We start from the raw sequence: 24,191 nt of genomic DNA, 5'->3' as shown, positions 1-24,191 counted from the left end.
GCAAGAACAAACTGGCTTGTCGGGTCAAGATGCCCGCAACGGTTGCATTCACCGACAGGCAAAACTGATCGAGACTGACGGGTGGGCATCTATCTCCCGATCGCGGAAATTTCCGTCAACGTCTTCGTACTGCTGGCCATGGGTGCGGCAGTGGGCTTCCTGTCGGGCATGTTTGGCGTCGGCGGTGGCTTCCTCATCACGCCGCTGCTGATCTTCTACAACATCCCCCCGGCGATCGCCGTCGCCACCGGCGCCAACCAGGTCATCGCCTCCTCCTTCTCCGGCGTCCTTTCGCACATGAAGCGAGGTACGCTCGACTTCAAGCTCGGCGGCGTGCTGCTGGCCGGGGGTATCGTCGGCTCCACCGGTGGTATCTTCGTCTTCGCCTTCCTGCGCAGGCTCGGCCAGCTCGACCTGTTCATCTCGCTGCTTTATGTCGTGCTGCTCGGCACGGTCGGCGGGCTGATGCTGGTCGAAAGCGTCAATGCGCTGCGCGCGACGCGCAGCGGTGCGGCACCGGTGCTGAAAAAATCCGGCCAGCACAACTGGATCCACCGCTTGCCGCTGAAGATGCGGTTCAGGGCCTCGAAACTGTTCGTCAGCGTCATCCCGGTGCTGGGTCTTGGCGCCGGCATCGGCTTCCTGTCGTCGATCATGGGCGTCGGCGGCGGCTTCATCATGGTGCCGGCGCTGATCTATCTGCTGAAAGTGCCGACCAATGTCGTCATCGGCACTTCGCTGTTCCAGATCATCTTCACCTCCGCCTACACGACGCTGGTCCATGCCACCACCAACCAGACGGTCGACGTCGTGCTGGCCTTCCTGTTGATGGCGGGCGGCGTTGCCGGCGCGCAATATGGCGCCAAGGCCGGACAGAGGCTGCGCGGCGAGCAGCTCAGAGCCTTGCTGGCACTGCTGGTGCTGGCGGTGGCGATCCGCCTCGCCATCGACCTCTTCGTAACCCCGCCCAATCTCTACTCGCTGACCGCCACGGGCCTCAACTGATGAGGGGCCCTAAAGCGTTCGCAACCGCCATTGTCCTGTCGTTGCTCGCGGCCGTCGTTCCGGTCAAGGCACAGACACCACCGGTAGAAGGCATCCAGATCGGCCTCTCCACCGACAATGTTTCCATCACCGCCGGCTTTTCCGGCGCCGACCTGACCATTTTCGGCTCGCTGGAAAATCCCGACCCGCTGGTTGCCCGTCAAGGCAGATACGATGTCATCGTCGTGCTCGAGGGTCCGCCGCGCCCGGTCGTGGTGCGCCGCAAGGACCGGGTGCTCGGCGTCTGGGTCAATCTGGAGTCCGAAACCTTCGAGAATGTGCCGATGTCCTATTCAGTGGCGACGACGCGGCCGCTCCAGGACATCACCGAACCGAACAGCTACAAGCAGCTGTCGCTCGGCGCATCCAACCTCTACATGCAGCCGGCCGACGCTGGCGACAACCCGGCGACCATCGAGGAATTCACCGCGGCGCTGCGCAGCCGCAAAACAGCGACCGGCCTCTACAGCGAGAATGTCGGCGGCGTGCAGTTCCTGTCGCAGAACCTGTTCCGCGCCACCGTAAGGCTGGCACCGAATGTTCCGGTCGGCACCCACAAGGCACGCGCCTTCCTGTTCAAGAGCGGCGTGTTCATCAAGGAAAGCTCGGCCCAGCTCGAAATCCGCAAATCCGGTTTCGAGCAGTCGATCTTCCGTGTCGCGCACAATTATTCCTTCCTCTACGGCGTCTTCGCGATATCGCTGGCCATGCTGACGGGCTGGCTCGGTAGGGTGATCTTCCGAAAGGATTAGGCGCCGGATTTCCAAAAAGGGTTTCCCTTTCCGGCGTCATGCGTTAGAGCACGCCCCCGGCCCGACCGGACACGAGTTGCCGCTCCCCAAAGACAAAATCAGGAAACTTGCCATGCGACCAGCATTCGGCGGTATCGACTTTGGCACTTCAAACTCCACCGTTGGCGTGGTCCGCAACGGGCAGCCGCGCCTCGTCGCACTTGAAGATGGGCAGGTCACGCTGCCCAGTGCCGTGTTCTTCAACTTCGAGGACAACCGCACCTGTTTCGGACGCCACGCCATTGCCAACTACACCGACAGCATCGAAGGCCGGCTGATGCGCTCGCTGAAGAGCGTGCTCGGCAGTTCGCTTGCCCACGAGAAGACCCGCATCAAGTCCCGCTCGATCGGCTTCATGGAGATCGTCGGCCTGTTCCTCGGCCACCTCCGCAAAAAACTGGAGGAAGATGCCGGCGGCGTGGTCGAAACGGTGGTGCTCGGCCGCCCGGTGCAATTCGTCGACGACGACCCCGAGGCCGATACAAACGCCCAGGGCGAACTTGAGAAGGCCGCGCGCGCCCAGGGCTTCAAACACATCGCTTTCCAGTTCGAGCCGATCGCGGCGGCGCTCGACTATGAGCAGAAGGTGACGCGCGAGGAACTGGCGCTGATCGTCGACATGGGCGGCGGCACCTCGGACTTTTCGATCGTGCGCGTCTCACCGCAGCGCTCGCGCTCGCTCGACCGCAAGGACGACATCCTGGCCAGCCGCGGCATCCATATCGGCGGCACGGATTTCGACCGGCTGTTGAGCATCGCCCATGTGATGCCGCAGCTCGGCTATCTGACCCCGACCAAGGACGGCAAGCGCAATCTGCCGGCCAGCTACTTCATCGATCTCGCGACATGGCAGCGCATCAACCTGGTCTACACCGCCAAGGCAATGACGCATCTGCGCCAGATCCGCTACGAGGCCGAGCGCGCCGACCTGGTCGACCGCTTCATCCACATTGTCGAGCATCGCTATGGACATGCGCTGGCGGCCCTTGTCGAAAAGGCCAAGATCGAGCTGACCGACAGATCATCGGCTCAGGTGGCGGTGAAGCTGCCGGGGGCGGCGTTCGCCGCCGAAATCACGCGCACCGGGCTGGACGCCACGATTGCAAGGGACATCGAGCGGGTCACCGCAACGGTCGGGCAGACCATCCGCGACGCCCAGGTCAAGCCATCCGACATCACCGCGGTGTTCCTGACCGGCGGGTCGACCGCAATCCCGCTGGCAAGACGAGAGATTCTCTCCTTGGTGCCGCAGGCATCCGTCATCGACGGCGACATGTTCGGCTCGGTCGGGCTTGGCCTGGCGCTCGACGCCCAGCGAAAGTTTGGCTGACACGGCCCACTCACGGGCGGGCGGGCACCGCTTCATCAGCACTGGCGCTGAGATGCACCTTGAGCGCCATCTGGGCAAGGCTCGCCTGCCGGTCGCGGTGGGTGATGATGGCGAAGTCGCGCTTCGGCAGGTCAATAGGCACCGCGCGCAAACTGCCTTCGGCAATCGCGCCGCCGACGACGAGTTCGGAAATGATGGTGGCGCCGGCACCCGCCTCGACCGCCTGGCGGATGGCCTCGTTGCTCGGCAGCACCAGGAATATCTGCAGGTCGGCGAGCGAAATTCCTTCGCGGCGGGCCAGATCCTCCAGCACTTCGCGCGTGCCCGAACCACCCTCGCGGATGATCCAGCGCAGGCCCTTGATGTCGGGCCGGCCTTGCGAGACTTCGGCGATCTCGGGGTGGGCGCTGGCGACGACCAGCATCAACCTGTCGACGTCGACCTTGGCGCGGCGCAGGATGTCGGATTCCGTCCGCCCCTCGACCAGACCGAGATCCGCGGCACCATCGAGGACATTGGCCTCGACCTGCCTGGTGTTGCCGATGGTGACGCTCAACCTGACGGCGGGATAGGCCTCGTGGAAGGAAGCCAGCCGGCGCGGCAGCCAATAGCTGGCGATGGTCTGGCTGGCGGCGATCGAGAGGCTGCCAGTGACCGTCTGCGAGACATGCTCCAGCACGTTGCGCGCAGCGGCTGCCCGCTCCAGCACGGCCTTGGCTTCCGGCAGGAAGCGGTGCCCGGTCTGGGCGAGCTCGATGTTGCGGCCGACCCGGTTGAACAGATGGACGCCATGCTGCTCTTCAAGCGCGCGAATAGCGGCAGACGCGGCCGATTGGGAAATGCCAAGCAGCTCAGCCGCCTTGGTCATGTGGCCACGCTCGGCAACGGCGACGAAAATCCGCAATTGGTCCAGGGTCATGGGCGCATTAAGAACCAATATCGATCGAATTTACAAGAACAACTGATTAGACAGATCGATACCTTTATTCTACGTTTTCGAGTGAAGTTAGAAAAAATTCGCCATCGAATCGCAGAGAACAAAATGATCGGGCGGTTCAGATCCCTGCTTGCCCATTGGACCCGCGGTATCCGGCGGCGGTTGGCCGGTGACCGATACCACCCGGAAGAGCACTATATGCGCGGCCCCGGGCCGAAGACTCGAGCCAAGTCCGCCGGCCGTGCGGGCACCAGCGGATCATGATGCACCGATCGCCGCGCGGCGCAAATTCGGCACCATCGCAACGGCCGCTTGTCGACACCAGAGCGCCCGATGAAGGCGACGGCGTCGACACTTCGCCAAGCATTTCCGACAGCATCGCCAAGACGACCTGCTACATGTGCGCCTGCCGCTGCGGCATCGACGTGCACATCAAGGGCGGCAAGGTCCGCTACATCAACGGCAACAAGGACCATCCGGTCAATCGCGGCGTGATCTGCGGCAAGGGCAGTTCCGGCATCATGCAGCACTACAGCCCGGCCCGGCTGAAGAAGCCGCTGTTGCGGACCGGTCCGCGCGGCTCAGGAGAATTCCGCGAGATCGAGTGGGAAGAAGCGTTTTCGATCGCGACCGAGCGGCTCTCGGCCATTCGCCGGACTGATCCGAAAAAACTCGCCTTCTTCACGGGCCGCGACCAGTCGCAGTCGCTCACCGGCTGGTGGGCAAGCCAGTTCGGCACACCGAACTTCGCCGCCCATGGCGGCTTCTGTTCGGTCAACATGGCGGCCGGCGGCCTCTATACGATCGGCGGGTCGTTCTGGGAGTTCGGCGAACCCGACTGGGACAACACCAGATACTTCATGCTGTTCGGCGTCGCCGAGGACCACGATTCCAACCCGATCAAGATCGGCCTCGGCAAGATCAAGGCGCGCGGTGCCAAGGTGGTTTCGATCAATCCGTGCCGGACAGGCTACAACGCCATTGCCGACGACTGGATCGGCATCCGGCCCGGCACCGATGGCCTGTTCGTGTTCGCCCTCATCCACGAATTGCTGAAGGCCGGGCGCGTCGATCTCGACTATCTCCTGCGGTACACCAATGCGCATTTGCTCGTCATCCAGGAGCCGGGCGCGGCGGATGACGGTCTGTTCGTGCGTGACGCCGGCGGCAATCCGCTGGCTTGGGACAGGGTTGCGAAGAGACCGGTCAGCGCCACCGATACCGAGGCCAAGCCTGCACTGACGGGCAGCTTCACCGTCGACGGTCGCCGCTGCGTGCCGGTGTTCCAGCTCATCGCCGACCGCTATCTCGATGAGAGCTACGCACCCGACGCGGTGGCAGAGCGCTGCGGCATTCCCGCCGACACGATCCGCAGGATCGCCGCCGAACTCGCGCATGTCGCCTTCGAACAGACGATCGAATTGCCGATCGCCTGGACCGACTGGGCCGGGCGCCGGCACGAGACGATCAAGGGGCGGCCAGTGTCGATGCATGCCATGCGCGGCATCTCCGCCCATTCGAACGGCTTTCACACCTGCCGCGCCATCCATCTCTTGCAGGTGCTGCTCGGCACCGTGGATGTCCCCGGCGGCTTCCGCTTCAAGCCGCCCTACCCGAGATCGGCGCCGCCGGGCCCAAAGCCTTTAGGCAAGACCGTCAAGCCGATGACGCCGCTCGACGGCATGCCGCTCGGCTTCGTCTGCGGGCCGGACGACCTTTTGGTCGACGAGGCCGGCATGCCTGTTCGCATCGACAAGGCCTATTCCTGGGATGCACCGCTGGCGGCACATGGCCTCATGCACACCGTTATCCGCAACGCATGGGCCGGCGATCCGTACCCGATCGACACGTTGATGATGTACATGTCGAACATGGCCTGGAATTCCTCGATGAACACCGTCGAGACCATAGCGATGCTGACTGACAGCGGCGAAGCGGGCAATTACAGGATCCCCTTCATCATCTATTCCGACGCCTACTATTCCGAGACGGTGCCGTTCGCCGATCTCGTGCTGCCGGACACAACCTATCTCGAACGTCACGACTGCATCAGCCTGCTCGACCGGCCGATCAGCCATGCCGACGGACCGGGCGACGCCATCCGCCATCCCGTCGTCGAGCCGGATCGCGATGTCAGGCCGTTCCAGTCGGTGCTGATCGAACTCGGCGCGCGGCTTGGCCTGCCGTGCTTCGTCAAGGACGATGGCTCGGCCAGATACCGCGACTATGCCGATTACATCGTCAACCATGAGCGGACGCCCGGCATCGGCCCGCTTGCCGGCTGGCGCGGCAAGGATGGAGCCTCGTTTGGCAAGGGCGAGGCCAATCCGGACCAATTGCAGCGCTACATCGACAATGGCGGCTTCTGGCACCACGATTTCGCCGAGGACCAACGCTACTACAAGATGGCCAACCGCTCCTATCTCGACTTCGCGGTGCAGATGGGTTTCATCCCCAAGGCTGAGCCGGTCGTCTTTCAGCTCTATTGCGAGCCTCTGCAGCGCTTCAGGCTGGCTGCACGCGGCCATGGCCGCGTGGTGCCGCCAGAGGGCGACCGCCAGCGCATCGAGACCTATATGGACCCGCTGCCGTTCTGGTATATGCCCTTCGAGGAAGCGGCCGTCGATTTGCAAGACTATCCGCTGCATGCTCTGACGCAGCGGCCGATGCACATGTATCATTCCTGGGGTTCGCAAAACGCGTGGCTGAGACAAATCACCAGCCAGAACCGGCTGTTCGTGCATCACCGGACCGCCGCTGGTCTCGGCCTTGTCGATGACGACTGGGTGTGGATCGAAAGCATCAACGGCAAGGTCAAGGGACAGATCAAGCTGGTCGACGGGGTGAACGAAACCACGGTCTGGACCTGGAACGCGATCGGCAAGCGGCGCGGCAGTTGGGGGCTAAAGGATGACGCCGCCGAATCCAATCGCGGCTTCCTGCTCAACCACATCATCGGCGACCAGACTTCGGCAGACGCCAACGGCAAACGCTATTCGAACTCCGATCCGGTGACCGGTCAGGCGGCGTGGTTCGACCTGCGCGTGCGCATCGTCAAATGTGCGGCCGAGGAAGCCGGCTTCACCGAGCCGCAATTCGAACGTTTCCAACAACCGCCTGGCTTCGAACCCTCCCCCGACAGACTGACCTTCGGCGCTGAGTTCCGCCGGGCAAGGGAGGCGGCCGAATGACCTGTCTGCCAAGTCAAAGCGGCAAGAAGCTCGGCCTCGTCATCGATCTCGACACCTGCGTCGGCTGCCAGGCCTGCGTCACGGCCTGCAAGGAATGGAACACCGGCGGCCACATGGCGCCGCTGACCGACATCGACCCCTATGGCGGCCATGTCGACGGCGTCTGGTTCAACCGCGTCCACAGCTACGAACACACCACCGACATGGGCGGGCGGACCGTGAACTTCCCGCGCTCCTGCCTGCATTGCGAGACGCCGGCCTGCGTCACGGTCTGCCCGACCGGCGCCTCCTACAAGCGGGCCTCGGACGGCATCGTGCTGATCGACGAGGACAAGTGCATCGGCTGCAAATTGTGCAGTTGGGCCTGCCCTTATGGGGCGCGCGAATTCGATCGTGATGTCGGCGTGATGAAGAAGTGCACGCTGTGCGTCGACCGCATCTACAATGACAATCTGGCCGAGGAAGACCGCGTGCCGGCCTGCGTCGCCGCTTGCCCGACCAGCGCCCGGCATTTCGGCGATCTCGGCGATCCCGCGTCGGCTGTCTCGCAACTGGTGGCGGAGCGTGGCGGCGTCGACCTGATGCCGGAACTCGGCTATCACCCGACCAACAAATATTTGCCGCCACGCGCCCACACCAAGCGCGCCGCATCGGTGGCCGCACCGGCACTCGAAGCGGTGCGGGCCGAAGGGGGCTTCCTGGGCTGGGTCGACCGCATGCTTTCGAACTGACATCCATGCATCCAGCCTCCTCCGTCGTCTTCTTCACCACCGCGACCGGCGCCGGCTATGGGCTGCTGGCGCTGCTTGGGGTGCTCGGAGGCTTCCAGATCATCCCGCCCGATTTCTGGCTGGGCCTCATCGGCATGGGCCTGGGGCTCGGCCTGATCATGGCCGGGCTGCTGTCCTCGACAGGTCATCTCGGCAGACCCGAACGCGCCTGGCGGGCGTTCTCGCAATGGCGCAGCTCATGGCTGTCGCGCGAAGGCGTTGCCTCTGTCATCACCTTCGTTCCGGCGGGCCTGTTCGGCATCGGCTGGGTGTTTTTCGGCCGCAGCGGCGGCTGGGTGACCGTGGCCGGATTGCTGGCGGCCTGTGGTGCGGTCGTCACCGTCTGTACCACCGGCATGATCTATGCGTCGCTGAAGCCGATCGCCCAGTGGCACAGCCGCTTCACGCTGCCCGGCTACCTCATTTTTTCGGCGATGACCGGCAGCGTGCTGTTGAACGCGCTGCTGCAGGGATTTGCTCTCGGCTCGAAGACCCTTCTGGCGGCCTCGGTGTTGTTCAGTCTGCTCGGCTGGGGCTGGAAGCTGGCAACCTGGCGCTACAACGACCGGCTGGAAATCCCAACCAATGCCAACACCGCGACGGGGCTCGCCGGCGGCACGGTACGATCGCTGGAATGGCCGCATACCGAAGAGAATTATCTGCTCAAGGAGATGGGGTTCCGCATCGCGCGCAAGCACAGCGCACGCCTGCGCCAGATCACCCAGGTTCTGGCCTTCGCTTTGCCCATCCTGTTGCTGGCCGCCGTATTTGCCTCGCCGTGGCCCTTCGCGGCGCTGCTGTCGCTGCTCGCGGCCGGCGTCCAGTTCGCCGGCATGCTGGTCGAACGCTGGCTGTTCTTCGCCGAGGCAAAGCACACGGTAACACTCTACTACGGACGCTGACCTCAGCCCGGCCTGAGCATCGAGCGTGAAATCGCAAAAATGCGCTCGGCGCCGAGCATATAGGCCATCAGCGTGTCCAGCCGAAACAGTCCGGCATAGGCGCGATCGAGCACGTTGAGCGAACCGGTATAGGCGCCGAAGGCCGGCATGATCATGCGGCCGCCATCGCCGGCAAAGCAGCGCCGCCGCACCGAACGCCCACGCTGCACGATGCGCGCGCACGGATGCAGATGACCCGCTATCTCGCCTTCGACACGTTCCTTCGATGGCTCATGCCGGAACAACAGCGAGCCTATGGCAAGTTCGCGCACCGTCTCGCCGGGTAGGTCGGCGGGCGCTTCCGGATCGTGATTGCCGGCAACCCAGAACCAGTCGCGGCCTGATATCAGCGCTTCCAGCCGTTCGCGGAAGCTCGCATGCATGCGCTCGGCGCCGCCGCCATCGTGGAAGCTGTCGCCCAGGCTGATGACGATGGATGGCTGGTAGTCAGCGATCACGGCCTGCAGTCTCAGCAACGTCGCGCCGGTGTCGTAAGGCGGGATCAGCGCGCCGCGCCGCGCCAGCGACGAACCCTTTTCGAGATGCAGGTCGGAAACGGCCAGAAGCCGCAGATCCGGAAAATAAAGCACGCCGCGCCGGTCGCAGACCGCACGCTCGCCGGCGATGCCGACAAGGTCGGCCTCGGCGATCAGCGACGTGCGCGCCAGTGAAAAATTCATCTCGAAATCAGTCTCATCTTTGGCCCATCGCCTCCTCGACCAGATCGGCGGCTTCCATGAGCAGGGACTCGTTGGCGCCGCCATTCACCAATTCCTTGCCGATCTCCAGCATGATCGGCACGGCCAGCGGCGATATCTGCTCAAGATGCTTATGCATGATTCGACCGCGGACACGCGAGAGCATCTCGGCAAGTCTGCTGACATCGAGCAGTCCCGCCGATGCATCGATGCGCGTCGCCTGCAGCAGGATGTGGTCCGGCTCGTGGCTGCGCAGCACATCGTAGATCAGGTCGGCCGACACCGTCACCTGGCGGCCGCTCTTCTCTTGCCCGGGAAAACGCTTCTCGATCAGTCCGGCGATGACCGCGCAGGTGCGAAACGTCCGCTTCAGCATCCAACTGTCGTTCAGCCAGGCCTCGAGGTCGTCGCCGAGCATGTCTTCGTCGAACAGGGCGGCCAATGACGGCTTCTTGGCCTTGAACAGCGCCGCCATGTCGTCCAGCGCCCAGACGGCCAGCGAATAGTCGGTGGCGACGAAGCCGAGAGGGCGGGCGTTGGCACGCTCCAACCGCCGCGTCAAAAGCATGCCGAGCGTCTGGTGCGCCAGCCTGCCTTCGAAGGGATAGGCGACCATGTAGTGGCGGTTGCCGCGCGGAAAGGTCTCGACCAGAAGGTCGCCGCGCTTCGGCAGCACCGACTTTTCCTTCTGCAGCCGCAGCCAGTCGGCGACCTGCTCGGGCAGCGCCTGCCAGCGGTTGCTGTCGGCCAGCATGCCGCGCACCTGATCGGCGAGATAGGTCGAGAGCGGAAACTTGCCGCCGGCATAGGACGGCACGATGATGTTGGCGCCGGCGCTGTTGGAGACGACGCATTCGTTCTCGCGGATGCCCTCGAAGCGCAGCACCTTGCCGGCAAACAGGAAATTGTCGCCGGGGCGTAGCGTCTCGGCGAAATACTCCTCGATCTTGCCCAGCACCGGCCCGCCGCGTCCAGCCATGCCACGGCCCTGCCTGACATAGCGGACATTGAGTTCCGGCATTTCGACGATGGTGCCGACATTCAGACGGTATTGCTGGGCGACACGCGGATGCGAGACGCGCCACAGCCCGCCGACCGTCTTTCGAATGCGCGCGTAGCGCTCGTAGTTCTTCAGCGCGTAGCCGCCGGTGGCGACGAAATCGACGACACGGTCGAAGGTCTCGCGTGCCAGCCCGGCATAGGGCGCGGCGCGGCGCACTTCTTCGAACAAATGGTCGGCATCGAAGGGCGCGCCGCAGGCGACGCCCAGCACGTGCTGCGACAGCACGTCGAGCGCGCCGGTGATCAGCGGCGGCGTGTCCTGCGCGCCGAGATAGTTGGCGTCGAGTGCGGCACGGCATTCCAGCACCTCGAAACGGTTGGCCGGAATAAGGATCGCCTTGGACGGCTCGTCCATGCGGTGGTTGGCGCGGCCGATGCGCTGCGCCAGGCGGCTCGCGCCCTTCGGCGCGCCGACATGCACGACCAGGTCGACATCGCCCCAGTCGATGCCGAGATCGAGCGTCGACGTCGCGACGATGGCGCGCAGCGCATTCTCGCCCATCGCCTTCTCGACCCGCCGACGCTGGCCGACATCGAGCGAACCGTGATGCAAGGCAATCGGCAGCGAGTCCTCATTGGCCCGCCACAGTTCCTGGAACAGCAATTCGGCCTGGCTGCGGGTGTTGACGAACAGCAGCGTCGTGCGATGCCTTTTGATCGCCTCGTAGATTTCAGGAATAGCGTATCGGGCCGAATGGCCGGACCACGGCACATGCTGCTCGGAGTCGAGAATGGAGATGTCGGGCTTGGCTCCGCCGGCCACGGTGATCAGGCCGGCCATGGCGCCTGGCGGATTCTGGCCGACCAGCCAACGCCGCAATTCGTCGGGCTCGGCGACCGTAGCCGACAAGCCTATCGTCTGCAGGCCAGGCACGTAGCTGCGCAGCCGCGCCAGGCCGAGCGCCAGCAGATGCCCGCGCTTCGACGTCACCAGCGAGTGCAGCTCGTCGAGCACGACATAGCGCAGATCCTCGAAGAAGCGACGGGCATCGGGCGCCGCGATCAGCAGCGCCAGTTGCTCGGGCGTGGTGAGCAGAATGTCGGGCGGCACCAGTTTCTGGCGCTGACGCTTGTGCGACGGCGTGTCGCCGGTGCGCGTCTCGATGGTTACAGGCAGGCCGATCTCTTCGACCGGCTTGCCGAGATTGCGCTCGATGTCGACCGCCAGCGCCTTCAGCGGCGAGATGTAGAGGGTATGGATGCCGCGATGCGCCTGCCCCGGTTTTCGCCTTGGCCGGTTGGCCAACTCGGTCAGCGAAGGCAGGAACCCGGCCAACGTCTTCCCGGCCCCGGTAGGGGCGATCAACAGCACCGATTGCCCGCTCTGGGCCCTTGCCAGCAATTCGATCTGGTGGGCACGCGGCGACCAGCCTTTCTCGCCGAACCACCTGATGAATGGTTCGGGCAGGGCCACGGTGGCATTCTGTTCGGCAAGGCGAGGCTGCTCTGTCACGCGCCAGAGGTAGCGCGAAGGTGGGCAATCGCCAAGAAAAATCGGAACAAAAGGGGATCGAAGGCCTTAAGGCCGCCGAAACCCGGTCGGGCCGCCATAGAGATAGCCGATGCGGGCGATCGCCTCCTTCAGCCCTTCGCGCGACACCAGCATGGTGTGGCCATTGGCATGGATCATGGTATCGGCGTCGGTCATGACGGCGACATGGCCTTTCCAGAAGACGAGGTCGCCGCGCCGCAACCCGGTGTAATCCGGGCCAGGATCGAGCGGCTCGCCGAGAGTCGCCGCTTGCATGTCGGAATCGCGCAGCACGTCGCTTCCGGTCATGCGCATCGCCAGTTGCACAAGGCCCGAACAGTCGATGCCGAAACCCGAAGCGCCGCCCCACAGATAAGGTGTGCCGAGAAACATCTCGGCCACCGCAACATAGTCGGCGGCCGCATCACCGACAGGCCGCAGATGGCCGGCGATGATCGCCTCGCCGGAAGGCAGGACGGCATAGTGCGTGCCGCGCGTTTCGGCTGCACCCGTCACCGCAACCGTCGATCCCATCGACAATTGTCCGGCGATCGGAAACCGCAGATCCGGCGCGGGGTAAAGGAAAGTGCGCGGCACCGACACGATATGGGTCGCCGCCTGATCCCGCCCGCCCAGCATGGTATCGGCGACGTAACCGACATAACCATCGCGCTCGGCCTGGATCCAGGCCCAGCCTTCGGCGACCTCGAAGACGAGGACATCATCGCCGAACAGGGCTTGGGTGTTGACGCCGGCATCCGGCCGCGGCGCTTTGCGCACATCGGCCACGGACGCGGTGATCCGCGCCGGCCGGCCGGCGACGAAGCGGTCGGCGGCGACCTCGCCCTTCAGCCGCGCATCGGCAAGGTCGGAACGGAAAGCGTGAAGGCGGGCATCCCTGGCGGTCAAATCAGCAACTCTGCTTTATTATGTTGACGCATGATCTTGTCCGAAAAACTGGTTCCCGCTTCTTGCTGCGCTGACCTGCGGTTCGGGATCGTGCTTTAGATGGGCAATTCGTGGGCCTTGGCAATGATACCATCGCCGAAGCGCTCGACAAAGAGCGCGCCCTCGACCGTGCGCCTGATCAGCACATTGCGCTTGTCGAGCTCGTCGCGATGGCGCGACACGAGCTTCAACGCACCCATCGTGTCGAGCGCGCGGGTGATCACCGGCTTGGTGACATTGAGGCGGGCGGCGAGCCCGCGCACCGTGTGCGGCGGCGGATCGAGATAGATGGTGAACAGGATCGCCGTCTGGCGCATGGTCAGGTCCGGCGCGTCGTCGCGCACCTGCGACAGCATCACTTGCTGCCACAGTCGCAAGGCCTGGCTCGGGCGCATGGCAATCGACATCCGAGCAGCATGACGGCAAATTGTTTCGGTTCCGTTTCAGTTTCTGCAATTTGCCGGCTCTGCTTGTCGCTATCAGCCAAAGCGTTTCGAGATGATCCGCTCCAGCGCGCGAATGCCTTGCGCCTCGCCGCCCGCGGGGCCATGCGCACGGTCGGCGGGGTTCCAGGCGAAGATGTCGAAATGCGCCCAGCCGGCGGTCTTTTCGACAAAGCGCTTGAGGAAGAGTGCCGCCGTGATCGAGCCGGCGAAACCGTCGGTGGTGACGTTGTTGATGTCGGCGATCTTCGACGACAGTTTTGCATCGTAAGGCCGCCACAACGGCATGCGCCACAACGGATCCTCGGCCGCGACGGAAGCCGCCACTAGGTCGGACGCCAGTGCTTCGTCGCCGGTATAGAAGGGCGGCAGGTCGGGACCGAGCGCGACACGGGCTGCCCCGGTCAGCGTCGCCATATCGACCAGAAGCTGCGGTTCCTCCTCGTCGGCCAAGGCCAGTGCATCGGCCAGCACCAGCCGCCCCTCCGCGTCCGTGTTGCCGATCTCGACGGTGATGCCCTTGCGGCTCGTCAGCACGTCGCCCGGCCGAAAGGCGTTGCCGGCGATCGAATTCTCGACCGCGGGAATGAGCACGCGCAGACGCACCTTCAGGCCGGCGGCCATGATCATCGAGGCGAGACCAAGCACATTGGCCGCGCCGCCCATGTCCTTCTTCATCAACAGCATGCCGGACGACGGCTTGATGTCGAGACCGCCCGTGTCGAAACAGACGCCCTTGCCGACCAGCGTCACCTTCGGCGCGCCTTGCTGCCCCCATCTCATGTCGATCAGGCGCGGCGCGCCGGTCGACGCGCGACCGACGGCATGGATCATCGGGAAATTCCGATCGAGGAGATCGTCGCCCTTCACCACCGAGATTTCGGCCTCGTGCGCTGCGGCCAGGCTCCGCACCGCCTTCTCCAATTCTTCCGGACCCATGTCGCTGGTCGGCGTGTTGACCAGATCGCGTGTCAGGAAGACGCCATCGGCAATGCGGCGAACGCGCCCGGCATCGACGCCGGCCGGCAATACGAAGCGCAGCGCCTTGCCGGGTTTCTTGCCATAACGGGTAAAGGCATAGCCGCCGAGCACCAGTGCGGTTGCCGCCAACTCCGGCTCGGCCGGCGCGGAGGCGAAATGCCAATCGCCTTCCGGCAAGGCTTTCGACAACGCACCAAGAGCGAGTGCGCCCTCGCCATCGCCGATACCGAATAAGGCGCCGCCGAGGGCTCCCTTTTCGCCGGGCACGACCAGCGTCCTGCCTGCCTCGCCTGAAAAGCCGTTTGCCCTGGCCCAGGCGACCGCGGCAGGTGCAAGACCGGCTGCTTCCAGCCCATCCCTGGCGACCAGATGGACCGGCAGCGCGCCCGGCAGTTTCTTTTCGACGAGTTCGACAGGCATTCGATGTTCTCCGTGCGGCGCCCTTGAGTCGCCATTCTTAACCGTCCGTTAGGGTTAACAGAATATTTCTTCGGGAGGGAAGATGGCCACGCAATGGCCGCGTATGAATGGAGGCCCGGTGCCGATGCCGACCAACCGCACGATCAATGCCACGGGAAAACGGTTCATCACCACGGCGCTCGTGCTGGCGCTCGCGGCCAGTGTCGCCGGTTGCGCAACCGACAAGTTCACCACCGGTTCGATCGGACGCAACAGCGGCAAACCGCTGGAGGCCATGTCGGGCGGGGAACTGCACACTGCAACGGCGGCACTTGGCCAATCCTACGCCAGGAACCCCACCGACAAGCGTATCGCCACCAATTATGCGGCGGCGCTGCAGATGGATGGCGACGCCGACCAGTCGCTCGCCGTGATGCGCAAGCTGGCGATCGCCCTGCCGAAGGATCGCGACGTGCTCGCCTCCTATGGCAAGGCGCTGGCTGCCAATGGCCAGTTCGAGGCCGCACTGGACGCCGTGCGCCGCGCCCAGACACCGGAATATCCCGACTGGAGGCTGGTATCGGCCGAAGCGGCCATTCTCGACCAGATCGGCCAGAAAGACGACGCGCGCCAGCTTTATCGCAAGGCTCTCGAACTAAAGCCGAACGAGCCTTCGGTGCTCTCCAATCTCGGCATGTCCTACGTGCTGGAAGGTGACCTGCGCACCGCCGAAACCTATATGCGCTCCGCCGCGCAGCAGCCGAACGCAGACAGCCGGGTGCGCCAGAACCTGGCGCTGGTCGTCGGCCTGCAGGGCCGTTTCGACGAAGCCGAGAAGATCGCCTCGCAGGAACTCTCGCCCGAACAGGCACAGGCGAACGTCGCCTATCTGCGCCAGATGCTGGCCCAGCAGAACGCCTGGAGCCAGCTCAAGGACCAGGACAAGCCAAAGTCTGCGACCAACTAGATCTCGTCGCGCCGAACTCGCTTTAAGTCTTTGTTGATGCATGTCGTTGGCCCAATACCGCTGCGTTCTTGTGCGACATGCTATGGACGACAATCTGCGACAACCTTGAAATGAAGAAGCCGCGCTACGTTCAGCGCGGCTTCTTCATTTCTGATGCGGGACGAGCCTCGCCTCTATTGCGCTGTCGATGATGGTGCCGAACGATCGCCGAAGATGCCGCGCTGGCTGACCTGAATGCCGGCGGGGCCCAGAATGATCGCGAAAAGCACCGGCAGGAAGAACAGGATCATCGGCACGGTGAGCTTCGGCGGCAAGGCCGCCGCCTTCTTCTCCGCCGCGTTCATGCGCATGTCGCGGCTTTCGGCGGCCAGCACGCGCAGTGCATGCGCCACCGGCGTGCCGTAACGTTCGGCCTGGACGAGTGCCTGCGACACCGACTTGACCGATTCCAGGCCGGTGCGGCTTGCCAGGTTCTCGTAGGCCTGCCTGCGCTCCTGCAGATAGGAAAGCTCGGCGTTGGTGAGGATGAATTCTTCCGCCAGCGCCACCGATTGCGCGCCGATCTCGTCGGCGACCTTGCGCAGGGCCGCTTCCACCGACATGCCCGATTCGACGCAGATCAGCATCAGATCGAGCGCATCCGGCCACGCCATCTGGATCGACTGCTTGCGCTTGGTAGCGCGGTTGTTGACGTAGACGACCGGAGCGTAGAAGCCGCCATAGGCAACGAGGATGCAGACGAACACCCTGATGACCAATGGCTTGTCGGGCAATCCTCCGAGTACGAAGGTGTAGATTGCGCCCAGCGCGAAGCCGACAAAAGGAAGCACGAGACGGAAGAAAAGAAACCGCGTCAGCGGGTTCTGTCCGCGAAAGCCGGCGACCTTGAGTTTCTGCAATGTGCCCTCATCGGCGAGCGCGCGCCTCAGATCCAGCCGGTCGACAATGTTGCGCATACCAACCGACTGTTCCTCGCGCAGGCCCTTGCGACGGCGATCCGCTTCGACGGCAAGCCGGGCGCGCTGCTTGGCACGCAGTTCGTCGCGTTCCAGCGCGACGGTTTTCATGCGTGACTTGAGCTGGTTTCCGCCAAACGCCGGCAGCAAGGTGAAAACGGTCGCAAACACCGCTATGGCGACCAGCATCGCGATCAGGAAGCTCGGATCGGTCAGGGATTTGATGACTTGGTCGGTCATGCCAGCATCCTAGACTTCGAAGTTCATCATCTTGCGCATCACAAAGATGCCGATCGACATCCAGACCGCCGAGCACCCAAGGATCAGGTGTCCAACGTTGGTGACGAACAGCGGCATCAGGTAGTTCGGGCTCGACAGGTAGACGAGAAACGCAACGATGAAAGGCAGCGCACCGATGATGGCGGCGGACGCTTTCGCTTCCATCGACAGTGCCTGGACCTTGGCTTTCATCTTCTTGCGATCGCGAAGCACGCGCGAAAGATTGCCCAGCGCCTCGGATAGGTTGCCGCCAGCCTGCGATTGAATCTGGATGACGATGCCGAAGAAGCTCGCCTCCGTGCAAGGCATGGTTTCGGGCATGCGCAAGGTCGCATCGGGGATCGACAGGCCCATCTGCTGGGAATCGACGATACGACGAAATTCGGTCTTCACCGGTTCGGGAGATTCGTTGGCTATCAGGCGCACCGCGTCGTTCAGCGGCAGGCCGGACTTGACTGCACGCACGATGATATCGAGCGCGTTTGGAAATTCGTTGAGGAATGCCTTTACGCGGCGGGCGCGACGAAACGAGACGAACCAGCGCGGCAGGCCGAGTGCGCCGGCCAGCAGCACGCCCGGCAGAACGAGCCGCGGCGCTCCGGCCACAAAGGCAACCATCGTCAAAGCGAGGCCGCATATGGCGGAGTATATATAGAAGCGCTCGACGGTGATCTTCAGGCCAGCCTGACGGAGTTGGGCTTTCAGCGGTGGTTTCTTGACCCTGCTGTCGTTGGTTTTCTGCTTTGCGTCGAGCTCGTTCAGCGAATCCTGAACCGACTTGCGCCGCTTGACGGCTTCCGCCGCGCGGTCACGCGAGGCCTTGACGACGGAGCGATCAGTCTCGGCGGACTTGATCGTTTCAAGCCGCTTGCCGACCTGTTTCTCGTTGCTGATCCGGGTGAACAGGAATGCATAGGCGACCGCGCCGGCGCTAAAGCCGGCGAGCACGACAAACGCCAGTACTGTGCCGTCAATTCCAAACATTGGCCAGAACCCTCACGCCGTCAGTCAGCGCGTTTCTCCATCGCTTCGAGCGCAGTGGCGAGGCGCTGCTCCTCGCCATAGTAGCGAGCCCGGTCCCAGAAATGCGGACGACCGATGCCGGTCGATACATGCTCTCCCAGCAGCCTGCCATTGGCGTCCTCGCCCTTGATGTTATAGAGGACGATATCCTGCGTGATGATGACGTCGCCCTCCATGCCGATCACCTCGGTGATGTGGGTGATGCGACGCGATCCATCGCGCAGGCGCGCCGCCTGGATGATCACGTCGATGGAGCCGACGACGATTTCGCGCACGGTTTTCTGAGGCAGCGAATAACCGCCCATCGCGATCATGGATTCGATACGGTTCAGGCACTCGCGCGGGCTGTTCGAGTGGATCGTTCCCATCGAACCGTCATGGCCGGTGTTCATCGCCTGCAGAAGGTCGAACACCTCGGGTCCGCGCACTTCGCCGACGATGATGCGCTCGGGACGCATGCGCAGGCAGTTCTTGACCAGGTCACGCATCGTTACCTCACCCTCGCCCTCCAGATTGGGCGGGCGGGTTTCGAGGCGCACGACATGCGGCTGCTGCAATTGCAGCTCGGCCGAGTCCTCGCAGGTGATGACGCGCTCCTCGCGGTCGATATAGTTGGTCAGGCAGTTGAGCAGAGTCGTCTTGCCCGAGCCGGTACCGCCCGAGATGACGATGTTGCAGCGAACACGACTGATGATCTTGAGAACTTCGGCTCCCTGCGGTGAGATGGCGCCGAACCTGACCAGCTGATCCAGGGTCAGCTTGTCCTTCTTGAATTTGCGGATGGTGAGCGTGGCACCGTCGATGGAGAGCGGCGGCGCGATGACGTTGACGCGTGAACCGTCGGGAAGACGCGCGTCGCAGATCGGGCTGGATTCGTCGACACGGCGGCCAACCTGGCTGACGATGCGCTGGCAGATGTTGAGGAGCTGCTGGTTGTCGCGAAAGCGGATGCCGGTCTGTTCGACCTTGCCGTTGACTTCGATGTAGACGTTCTTGGAGCCGTTGACCATGATGTCGGCGATGTCATCGCGCGCCAGCAACGGCTCGAGTGGCCCATAGCCGAGCACATCGTTGCAGATGTCCTCGAGAAGTTCCTCCTGCTCAGCGATCGTCATCGCGAAATTCTTGATCGCGATGATGTCGTTGACGATGTCGCGAATTTCTTCGCGTGCGCTTTCGGGATCAAGCTTGGAGAGCTGCGACAGATCGATGGTGTCGATGAGCGCGGAGAAAACCTGGCTCTTGGTGTCGTAATAGGATTCGCTCTTTTCGCGTTGGACCCGCTTCAGGTCCGGTGCCGATGACGGCGCATCGATTGTGCGGCGCGCCGGCGGCGCGACAGGTGCGCTTGGCGGAGGCGCAGCGGGGCGGGCAAGCACCGCCGTATCCGCAGAACTTACGGCCGCCGGCGCAACCGGGGTCGGTGCCGGCTGGCGAAATTCCGGCGTGAACCGGTTTCCGTCGTCGCTGCCTCTTTTACCAAACATGATCTGCTACCGATTCCACCGCTGAAACGTCATTTCTTGTTGCGCGAGAGCCTGCCAAGCAGATTGCCAAGCCCTGCCTTCTTCTTCGTCTTGATTTCACTGCGCCCAGTCAGCACGTGCGCGATTTCGTTGATCATCGCGACAACCGAGTTCTTGGCATCCATTTCGCCAAGCATGCGCCCGTTGTTGGCGGCATTGCCGAACAGCAACGGATCAAAGCCAATGACCGACATTGGCGTCAGGCCGAGCGGCTCGGTGAAATCGGACGGTGAAATCTCCGGGCGCTTGGGGACGCCGGCCTGGTTGATGATCAGCTTCGGCGGCGGGTCGTTGGGACGAAGCCGCTTCAACATGTCGACCATGTTCTTGGTGTTGCGCAGATTGGCCAGTTCCGGCGTCGCCGTGATGACGATCTCGTCGGCCTTGATCAGCGTGTTCTTGGTCCAGCCCGTCCAGGCATGGGGAATATCGAGCACCAGTAGCGGCACGCTGCGCTGGGCGGTGTCGATGAGCTGCGCGAAGGCTTCGGGATCGAAGTCATAGACCCTTTCGAGCGTCGAAGGGGCTGCCAGCAGCGACAGGTGTTCGGCGCACTGGGTCAGCAGACGGTCGAGATATACTTCATCGATGCGCTCCGGCGAAAACACCGCCTCGGCGATGCCTTGCGCCGGATCCCGGTCGAAATTGATGTTGGCCGTACCGAAAGCGAGGTCGAGATCGGCGACGACCACCTCGGATTTGAACAGGGTGGACATCGCCCAGGCCACATTGTGGGCAATCGTGGAGGAACCGACGCCGCCCTTGGCGCCGACAAAGGCGATCGAGCGGCCGAGCGGCTCGGCTTCCGGATCAATGAAAATCGACGACACCACGCTGACGATGTCAGCCATCGACACAGGTGCGATCACATATTCGGAAATGCCGGAGCGGATGAGCTCGCGATAGAGACCGACATCATTGTAATGACCTATCACCACCACCTTCGAGGTCGGATCGCAATATTCCGAGAGCTGGGCGAGTTGCTCCAGCAATTGCTTCGGCTCGCTGCGCGATTCCAGCAGGATAAGATTGGGCGTCGGCGCCGACTGATAGAATTCGATGGCGGTGGGGACGCCGCCCATATGGACCTTGAGATGCGCCTTCGTCATGCGGCGGTCCTCGCCGGCGCGCTCGACCGGATTTGCAACGCCCTCGGTCTCGCAGAATGCCTGGATCGAGATGCGCGGGATCGGCCGCAATGCCTGCATCGCGGCGATGTCTTGCTGCGAAGTATCGCTGCCATCCACCGGGGCGTCGTAGGCAAGGTTGCTCATGATCATACTCTTTCGCGTGGCCTGTTCTGTCCGAGACGGCGGCTCAGAAATCTACTTCCGAATTGCTAAGGAACTCGCCCGAGATGCCCCTCTGACGGTAGACATCGATCACCGCGCCGCGATTTTCAGCATCGATGTCGGTAGATTTGCGCGGGCCGAGCAGATCGGCCGGGTTGGCCATCTGCGCGGCGAGATTGTTCTGATAGGAGCAGCCGAAGTCGGCATAATGCTTGTTTTCCGAGGTCTCGACCAGGTCAGCTGGCCAGCGTCCGCATTTGTCGGTCTGGGCTCTGACCGAGACAAAGGAGACGCGAACCGGCGAGGAGATCTCGCTCGAGGCGGCCTGATAGGAGGTGACGACGACCCGGTTGCGCTTGACACCGGCGGCGACCGCGAGCCGGGCGAAATCGCGGGCCGCCGCCGTCGCGGCGACCTCGTTGGCCGACCCGCTCGGGACCTGGATCGTCAGCGTCGGGGCGGCACTCTTGTCATAGCTGTCGAGGAAGCCCAGAAGCGTGTCGCGCTGCGATCCGGTCATGCCGCGATCGCCGGCGCCGACAGGCAGGTCGATCTTCTGGTTCTTCTCCGCGATCACGATCGGATGATTGGTACGATAATCATCCGGAATCGCACCGACGGTGACGCTGTCGCGATTGGCGCAGCCGGACAGCAGCGCCGCTACCGCAATTGCCAGGACCGGAACGGCTCGCCCGCAAATCCGCGAACGGCCAAAGCGCATCGTCGTGGCGATGGTGCTTGCCTTCAATGCTGACTGAGACATATCCGCTCCCGCCTATTTGTAGATGAAGCCGACAACGCCATGGTAACGGCCGTTGGGCTTGTCAGTCTGCATGGTGCCGTAGACGCGATTGACCCTGCCAAGGAACATGGCGGCGCCATCGCTGGCAGCGTTGAAATTGTCGTCCGGCTTGGCAAGGTCGTTGCGTGCCACGGGCCGTGCGAGATACGGCGTGATGATGATCACCAGCTCGGTTTCGTTGCGCACGAAATCCCTGCTGCGGAACAGCGCGCCGAGCACCGGAATCTTTGTCAGCCCTGGCAACCCGTTGACGGCTTGCCTGACATCGTCGCGAACCAGGCCGGCGATCATCATGGAGCCGCCCGAGGGCAGTTCAACGGTCGTATCGGCAAGGCGCTTGCGCAGTGACAGGGCATTCATGCCGGGGCTGGTCACGCCACTGGAAAAAGAAACCGACCCTTCCGTTGTCGGCTCGGAAACCGAGGTTCTGACTTTCAGGCTTATGCGGCCGGGAGACAACACCACCGGCTGGAATTCCAGACCGATGCCGTACTCGATCTTGTCGACGCTGTAGGTCTTCAGGCCGGTCTGGTTGTCGGTCGATACATTCTGGGAGACGCCGCTCACCATGTTGTATTCACCACCGACCTTGAAGGTCGCCTTCTCGCCGGACACGGCGGTCAAGGTCGGCTCAGCCAGTGTCTTCATGACGCCGGACTGCTCCATGGCGTTGATATAGGCCTGCAGCCCCGAGGCGCCGATGTTGAAGCCCGAATTCGACAGCTGCTTGCCGAGGCCGGTGAAATTGTCGCTGACCGCGCCGTAGCTGATGCCGTTGCTGCCGCCACTGCCGACCATGTTGACGCCGAGCTGCTTCATCACCGAGCGGCTGACTTCGGCGACCGTCACCTTCAGCGTGACCTGATCGTCGCCGATGATCTGAAGCAGGTTGACGATCTTACTGGTGCGGCGTTCCTGGTCCGGATTGTCGATCTGGACACCGTTCTGCGCCGAACCGCCGGCCGCGGTCTGCGAATATTGTCCCGTGGTCGCTTCACCGCCCGACACGAAGATCGTCGCCAGGTCGACGGCGCGTTTTGCGTCCAGCGGCGTGTCGACCGTCCCTGTCAGGACGACGTTGTCATTCAGCAGTTCCACCTTGATTGCCGACGTTGGAATGAAGCGCTTGATATAGTCTTCAAGGCCGGCAACGTCGCGTTCGACAGCCAGATCCAGGCTGACGATCTGCTCGCCATTCGGACCGAAGACAAAGATGTTCGTCTCGCCGACCGCCTTGCCGAACAGATAGATACGCCTTGCGGTGCGGGTCACCGCATCGGCAACCGCCGGGTTGGCGACGAGAATATCGTAGGCATCGCTCGGCAGGTCGATGACCACCGACTTGTTGAGGCCAAGCTTGACGCGCTGGGTTGCCGTCGATGCAGTGACCTGCGCGTTCTTTGCCTCGACGACGCCTTGCAGATTCGTCCCGATGAGCAGCAGGCTGAATGCCGCGGCTACAATTGCCGGCAGTTTACCACTTAGCCTCATTTCCTTGCCCCCACTTCGGAAACTTCGCCCGACTTGATCAGCCTCACCGTTCCCCTGCGGCCATTGCCGGAAACGAGATAGTCGGCCTCGCCCAGGTTCTTTTCCTGGGTGTCCGCGACCGCCCGCAGCGCCAGGGTCAGGCGATCCGCCATCTGCTGGGCAACGGTGATGATCTCCGCCTGACGCGGTGTCAGTTCCAGCGTGGCTGTCTGGCCCACCCTGGTCTTCTTGCCTTCCTCGTCCTCCTGAATGGTCTGGTCGATTGCCAGGACGCGGATGTTCTTGAGGATGGTTTCAGTGTTGAAACTGGTGGCGCCGCCGCCGCTGGCATCGCCCCTGCGGGTCATGATGACATCGACGAAGTCGTTGGGAAGAATGAAGCCGCCGGCCGACGTGTCGGCCGAGATGGCGGTGGCGACCGCCCGCATGCCGGAAGGCAGGATCGACGACATGAAGCTCTGCCCCTCGCCGATCAGCTTGGAACGCCGCAGAGGCTCTCCGGCGTACATCGCCACGCGGGCAACGGAGCCCTTCAGCTTTTCCAGCGCCTCTGGCTCGGCGGTGCGGGTGATGAAATTCGCGTTGATGCCGTCGGCGGGCCAGGATTGCCAGGCGATGTTTTTCTCGAGCGGACTGCCCATCGGAACGTCGCCCGAAAGCACTAGCACATCCTGCAGCGACACCGCCGGCGCCTGGGGCCCGGAATCGACGACGATCTGGGGCGGCGGTGCCACCATGTTCTTCGCGACATAACCGGCACCACCCGCCGCGGCCACCGCCACGCTCAGAATTATCAATCGCGATGCTGGCATCTGTCCGAACCCTTGCCCTGGCAAACCACGTAGCCAA

General features: G+C 63.3%; 20 protein-coding genes. 7 read left to right on the top strand and 13 right to left on the bottom strand.

From position 1 onward, the window contains the following. Window positions 1-81: 81 nt before the first annotated feature. From AC1D08_RS04255 to AC1D08_RS04245, 3 genes are all read left to right on the top strand, one after another. On the top strand, window positions 82-1,005 hold the full coding sequence (locus AC1D08_RS04255; RefSeq protein WP_095082339.1) for a sulfite exporter TauE/SafE family protein: 924 nt from the start codon (window positions 82-84) through the stop codon (window positions 1,003-1,005). Continuing rightward, a complete protein-coding gene (locus tag AC1D08_RS04250) occupies window positions 1,005-1,796 on the top strand; it encodes a TIGR02186 family protein (RefSeq protein ID WP_457151523.1) in 792 nt (263 codons plus the stop codon). Before AC1D08_RS04255 ends, AC1D08_RS04250 begins: the two co-directional genes overlap by 1 nt. A gap of 112 nt (window positions 1,797-1,908) precedes the next feature. Further along, a complete protein-coding gene (locus tag AC1D08_RS04245) occupies window positions 1,909-3,165 on the top strand; it encodes an Hsp70 family protein (RefSeq protein ID WP_457151524.1) in 1,257 nt (418 codons plus the stop codon). Window positions 3,166-3,175: 10 nt separating this feature from the next. Here the strand turns inward: AC1D08_RS04245 and AC1D08_RS04240 are convergent, their stop codons facing one another. Further along, window positions 3,176-4,084 carry a LysR substrate-binding domain-containing protein gene (locus AC1D08_RS04240; RefSeq protein ID WP_457151525.1) on the bottom strand — a complete coding sequence of 303 codons (909 nt, stop codon included), beginning with the start codon at window positions 4,082-4,084 and terminating at the stop codon, window positions 3,176-3,178. A gap of 278 nt (window positions 4,085-4,362) precedes the next feature. Here AC1D08_RS04240 and AC1D08_RS04235 point away from each other — a divergent pair, with 278 nt between their 5' ends. Genes AC1D08_RS04235 through AC1D08_RS04225 form a run of 3 tightly spaced genes read left to right on the top strand, consistent with a single transcriptional unit; the run spans window position 4,363 to window position 8,965 of the window. Continuing rightward, window positions 4,363-7,293, top strand: coding sequence for a molybdopterin oxidoreductase family protein (locus tag AC1D08_RS04235; RefSeq protein ID WP_477422582.1), 2,931 nt, complete (start codon window positions 4,363-4,365; stop codon window positions 7,291-7,293). Beyond that, complete coding sequence (locus tag AC1D08_RS04230; protein WP_477393451.1) at window positions 7,290-8,024, top strand: 4Fe-4S dicluster domain-containing protein; 735 nt, start codon at window positions 7,290-7,292, stop codon at window positions 8,022-8,024. Before AC1D08_RS04235 ends, AC1D08_RS04230 begins: the two co-directional genes overlap by 4 nt. Before the next feature lie 5 nt (window positions 8,025-8,029). After that, window positions 8,030-8,965, top strand: coding sequence for a dimethyl sulfoxide reductase anchor subunit family protein (locus AC1D08_RS04225; RefSeq protein WP_457151528.1), 936 nt, complete (start codon window positions 8,030-8,032; stop codon window positions 8,963-8,965). Between the two features lie 2 nt (window positions 8,966-8,967). Here the strand turns inward: AC1D08_RS04225 and pdeM are convergent, their stop codons facing one another. The 5 genes from pdeM to AC1D08_RS04200 form a co-directional block, all read right to left on the bottom strand. Further along, window positions 8,968-9,684 (bottom strand): ligase-associated DNA damage response endonuclease PdeM, encoded by a 717-nt coding sequence (gene pdeM / locus AC1D08_RS04220; RefSeq protein ID WP_457151529.1) that lies wholly within the window; start codon window positions 9,682-9,684, stop codon window positions 8,968-8,970. A gap of 13 nt (window positions 9,685-9,697) precedes the next feature. Further along, on the bottom strand, window positions 9,698-12,217 hold the full coding sequence (locus AC1D08_RS04215) for a ligase-associated DNA damage response DEXH box helicase (RefSeq protein WP_457151530.1): 2,520 nt from the start codon (window positions 12,215-12,217) through the stop codon (window positions 9,698-9,700). 66 nt (window positions 12,218-12,283) lie between these two features. After that, complete coding sequence (locus tag AC1D08_RS04210; RefSeq protein WP_477422579.1) at window positions 12,284-13,144, bottom strand: C40 family peptidase; 861 nt, start codon at window positions 13,142-13,144, stop codon at window positions 12,284-12,286. A 95-nt stretch (window positions 13,145-13,239) separates the two neighbouring features. Continuing rightward, a complete protein-coding gene (locus tag AC1D08_RS04205; RefSeq protein ID WP_056588405.1) occupies window positions 13,240-13,590 on the bottom strand; it encodes a MarR family winged helix-turn-helix transcriptional regulator in 351 nt (116 codons plus the stop codon). 72 nt (window positions 13,591-13,662) lie between these two features. Then, window positions 13,663-15,027 (bottom strand): leucyl aminopeptidase family protein, encoded by a 1,365-nt coding sequence (locus AC1D08_RS04200; protein WP_457151532.1) that lies wholly within the window; start codon window positions 15,025-15,027, stop codon window positions 13,663-13,665. 124 nt (window positions 15,028-15,151) lie between these two features. On the opposite strand from AC1D08_RS04200, the gene AC1D08_RS04195 reads away from it, so the two are divergent. After that, the gene (locus AC1D08_RS04195) at window positions 15,152-15,973 is read left to right on the top strand and encodes a tetratricopeptide repeat protein (RefSeq protein ID WP_457151535.1); all 822 of its coding nucleotides are present in this window, start codon (window positions 15,152-15,154) and stop codon (window positions 15,971-15,973) included. Between the two features lie 173 nt (window positions 15,974-16,146). Here AC1D08_RS04195 and AC1D08_RS04190 read toward each other — a convergent pair whose 3' ends face one another. The 7 genes from AC1D08_RS04190 to cpaB are packed head-to-tail and all read right to left on the bottom strand — an operon-like array spanning window position 16,147 to window position 24,154. Continuing rightward, window positions 16,147-17,169, bottom strand: coding sequence for a type II secretion system F family protein (locus AC1D08_RS04190; RefSeq protein WP_457151533.1), 1,023 nt, complete (start codon window positions 17,167-17,169; stop codon window positions 16,147-16,149). A 9-nt stretch (window positions 17,170-17,178) separates the two neighbouring features. Then, window positions 17,179-18,192 carry a type II secretion system F family protein gene (locus AC1D08_RS04185; protein WP_477225345.1) on the bottom strand — a complete coding sequence of 338 codons (1,014 nt, stop codon included), beginning with the start codon at window positions 18,190-18,192 and terminating at the stop codon, window positions 17,179-17,181. A 20-nt stretch (window positions 18,193-18,212) separates the two neighbouring features. Beyond that, entirely contained in the window at window positions 18,213-19,718 is a 1,506-nt protein-coding gene (locus tag AC1D08_RS04180; protein WP_477225344.1) for a CpaF family protein, read from the bottom strand. Between the two features lie 29 nt (window positions 19,719-19,747). After that, window positions 19,748-21,031: a CpaE/TadZ family protein gene (locus tag AC1D08_RS04175; RefSeq protein WP_457153295.1), complete on the bottom strand. Its 1,284-nt coding sequence runs from the start codon at window positions 21,029-21,031 to the stop codon at window positions 19,748-19,750. 43 nt (window positions 21,032-21,074) lie between these two features. After that, window positions 21,075-21,812 carry a CpaD family pilus assembly protein gene (locus AC1D08_RS04170; protein ID WP_457153294.1) on the bottom strand — a complete coding sequence of 246 codons (738 nt, stop codon included), beginning with the start codon at window positions 21,810-21,812 and terminating at the stop codon, window positions 21,075-21,077. A 12-nt stretch (window positions 21,813-21,824) separates the two neighbouring features. Continuing rightward, window positions 21,825-23,342 carry a type II and III secretion system protein family protein gene (locus AC1D08_RS04165; protein WP_095082367.1) on the bottom strand — a complete coding sequence of 506 codons (1,518 nt, stop codon included), beginning with the start codon at window positions 23,340-23,342 and terminating at the stop codon, window positions 21,825-21,827. Then, window positions 23,339-24,154: a Flp pilus assembly protein CpaB gene (gene cpaB / locus AC1D08_RS04160; RefSeq protein ID WP_457153293.1), complete on the bottom strand. Its 816-nt coding sequence runs from the start codon at window positions 24,152-24,154 to the stop codon at window positions 23,339-23,341. Before cpaB ends, AC1D08_RS04165 begins: the two co-directional genes overlap by 4 nt. Between the last annotated feature and the right edge of the window lie 37 nt (window positions 24,155-24,191).

It is taken from the genome of Mesorhizobium sp. P2_E6 (assembly GCF_056403835.1).
The sequence above is the reverse complement of the archived record's forward strand: the minus strand, read 5'-3'. Positions and strand labels throughout refer to the sequence as shown.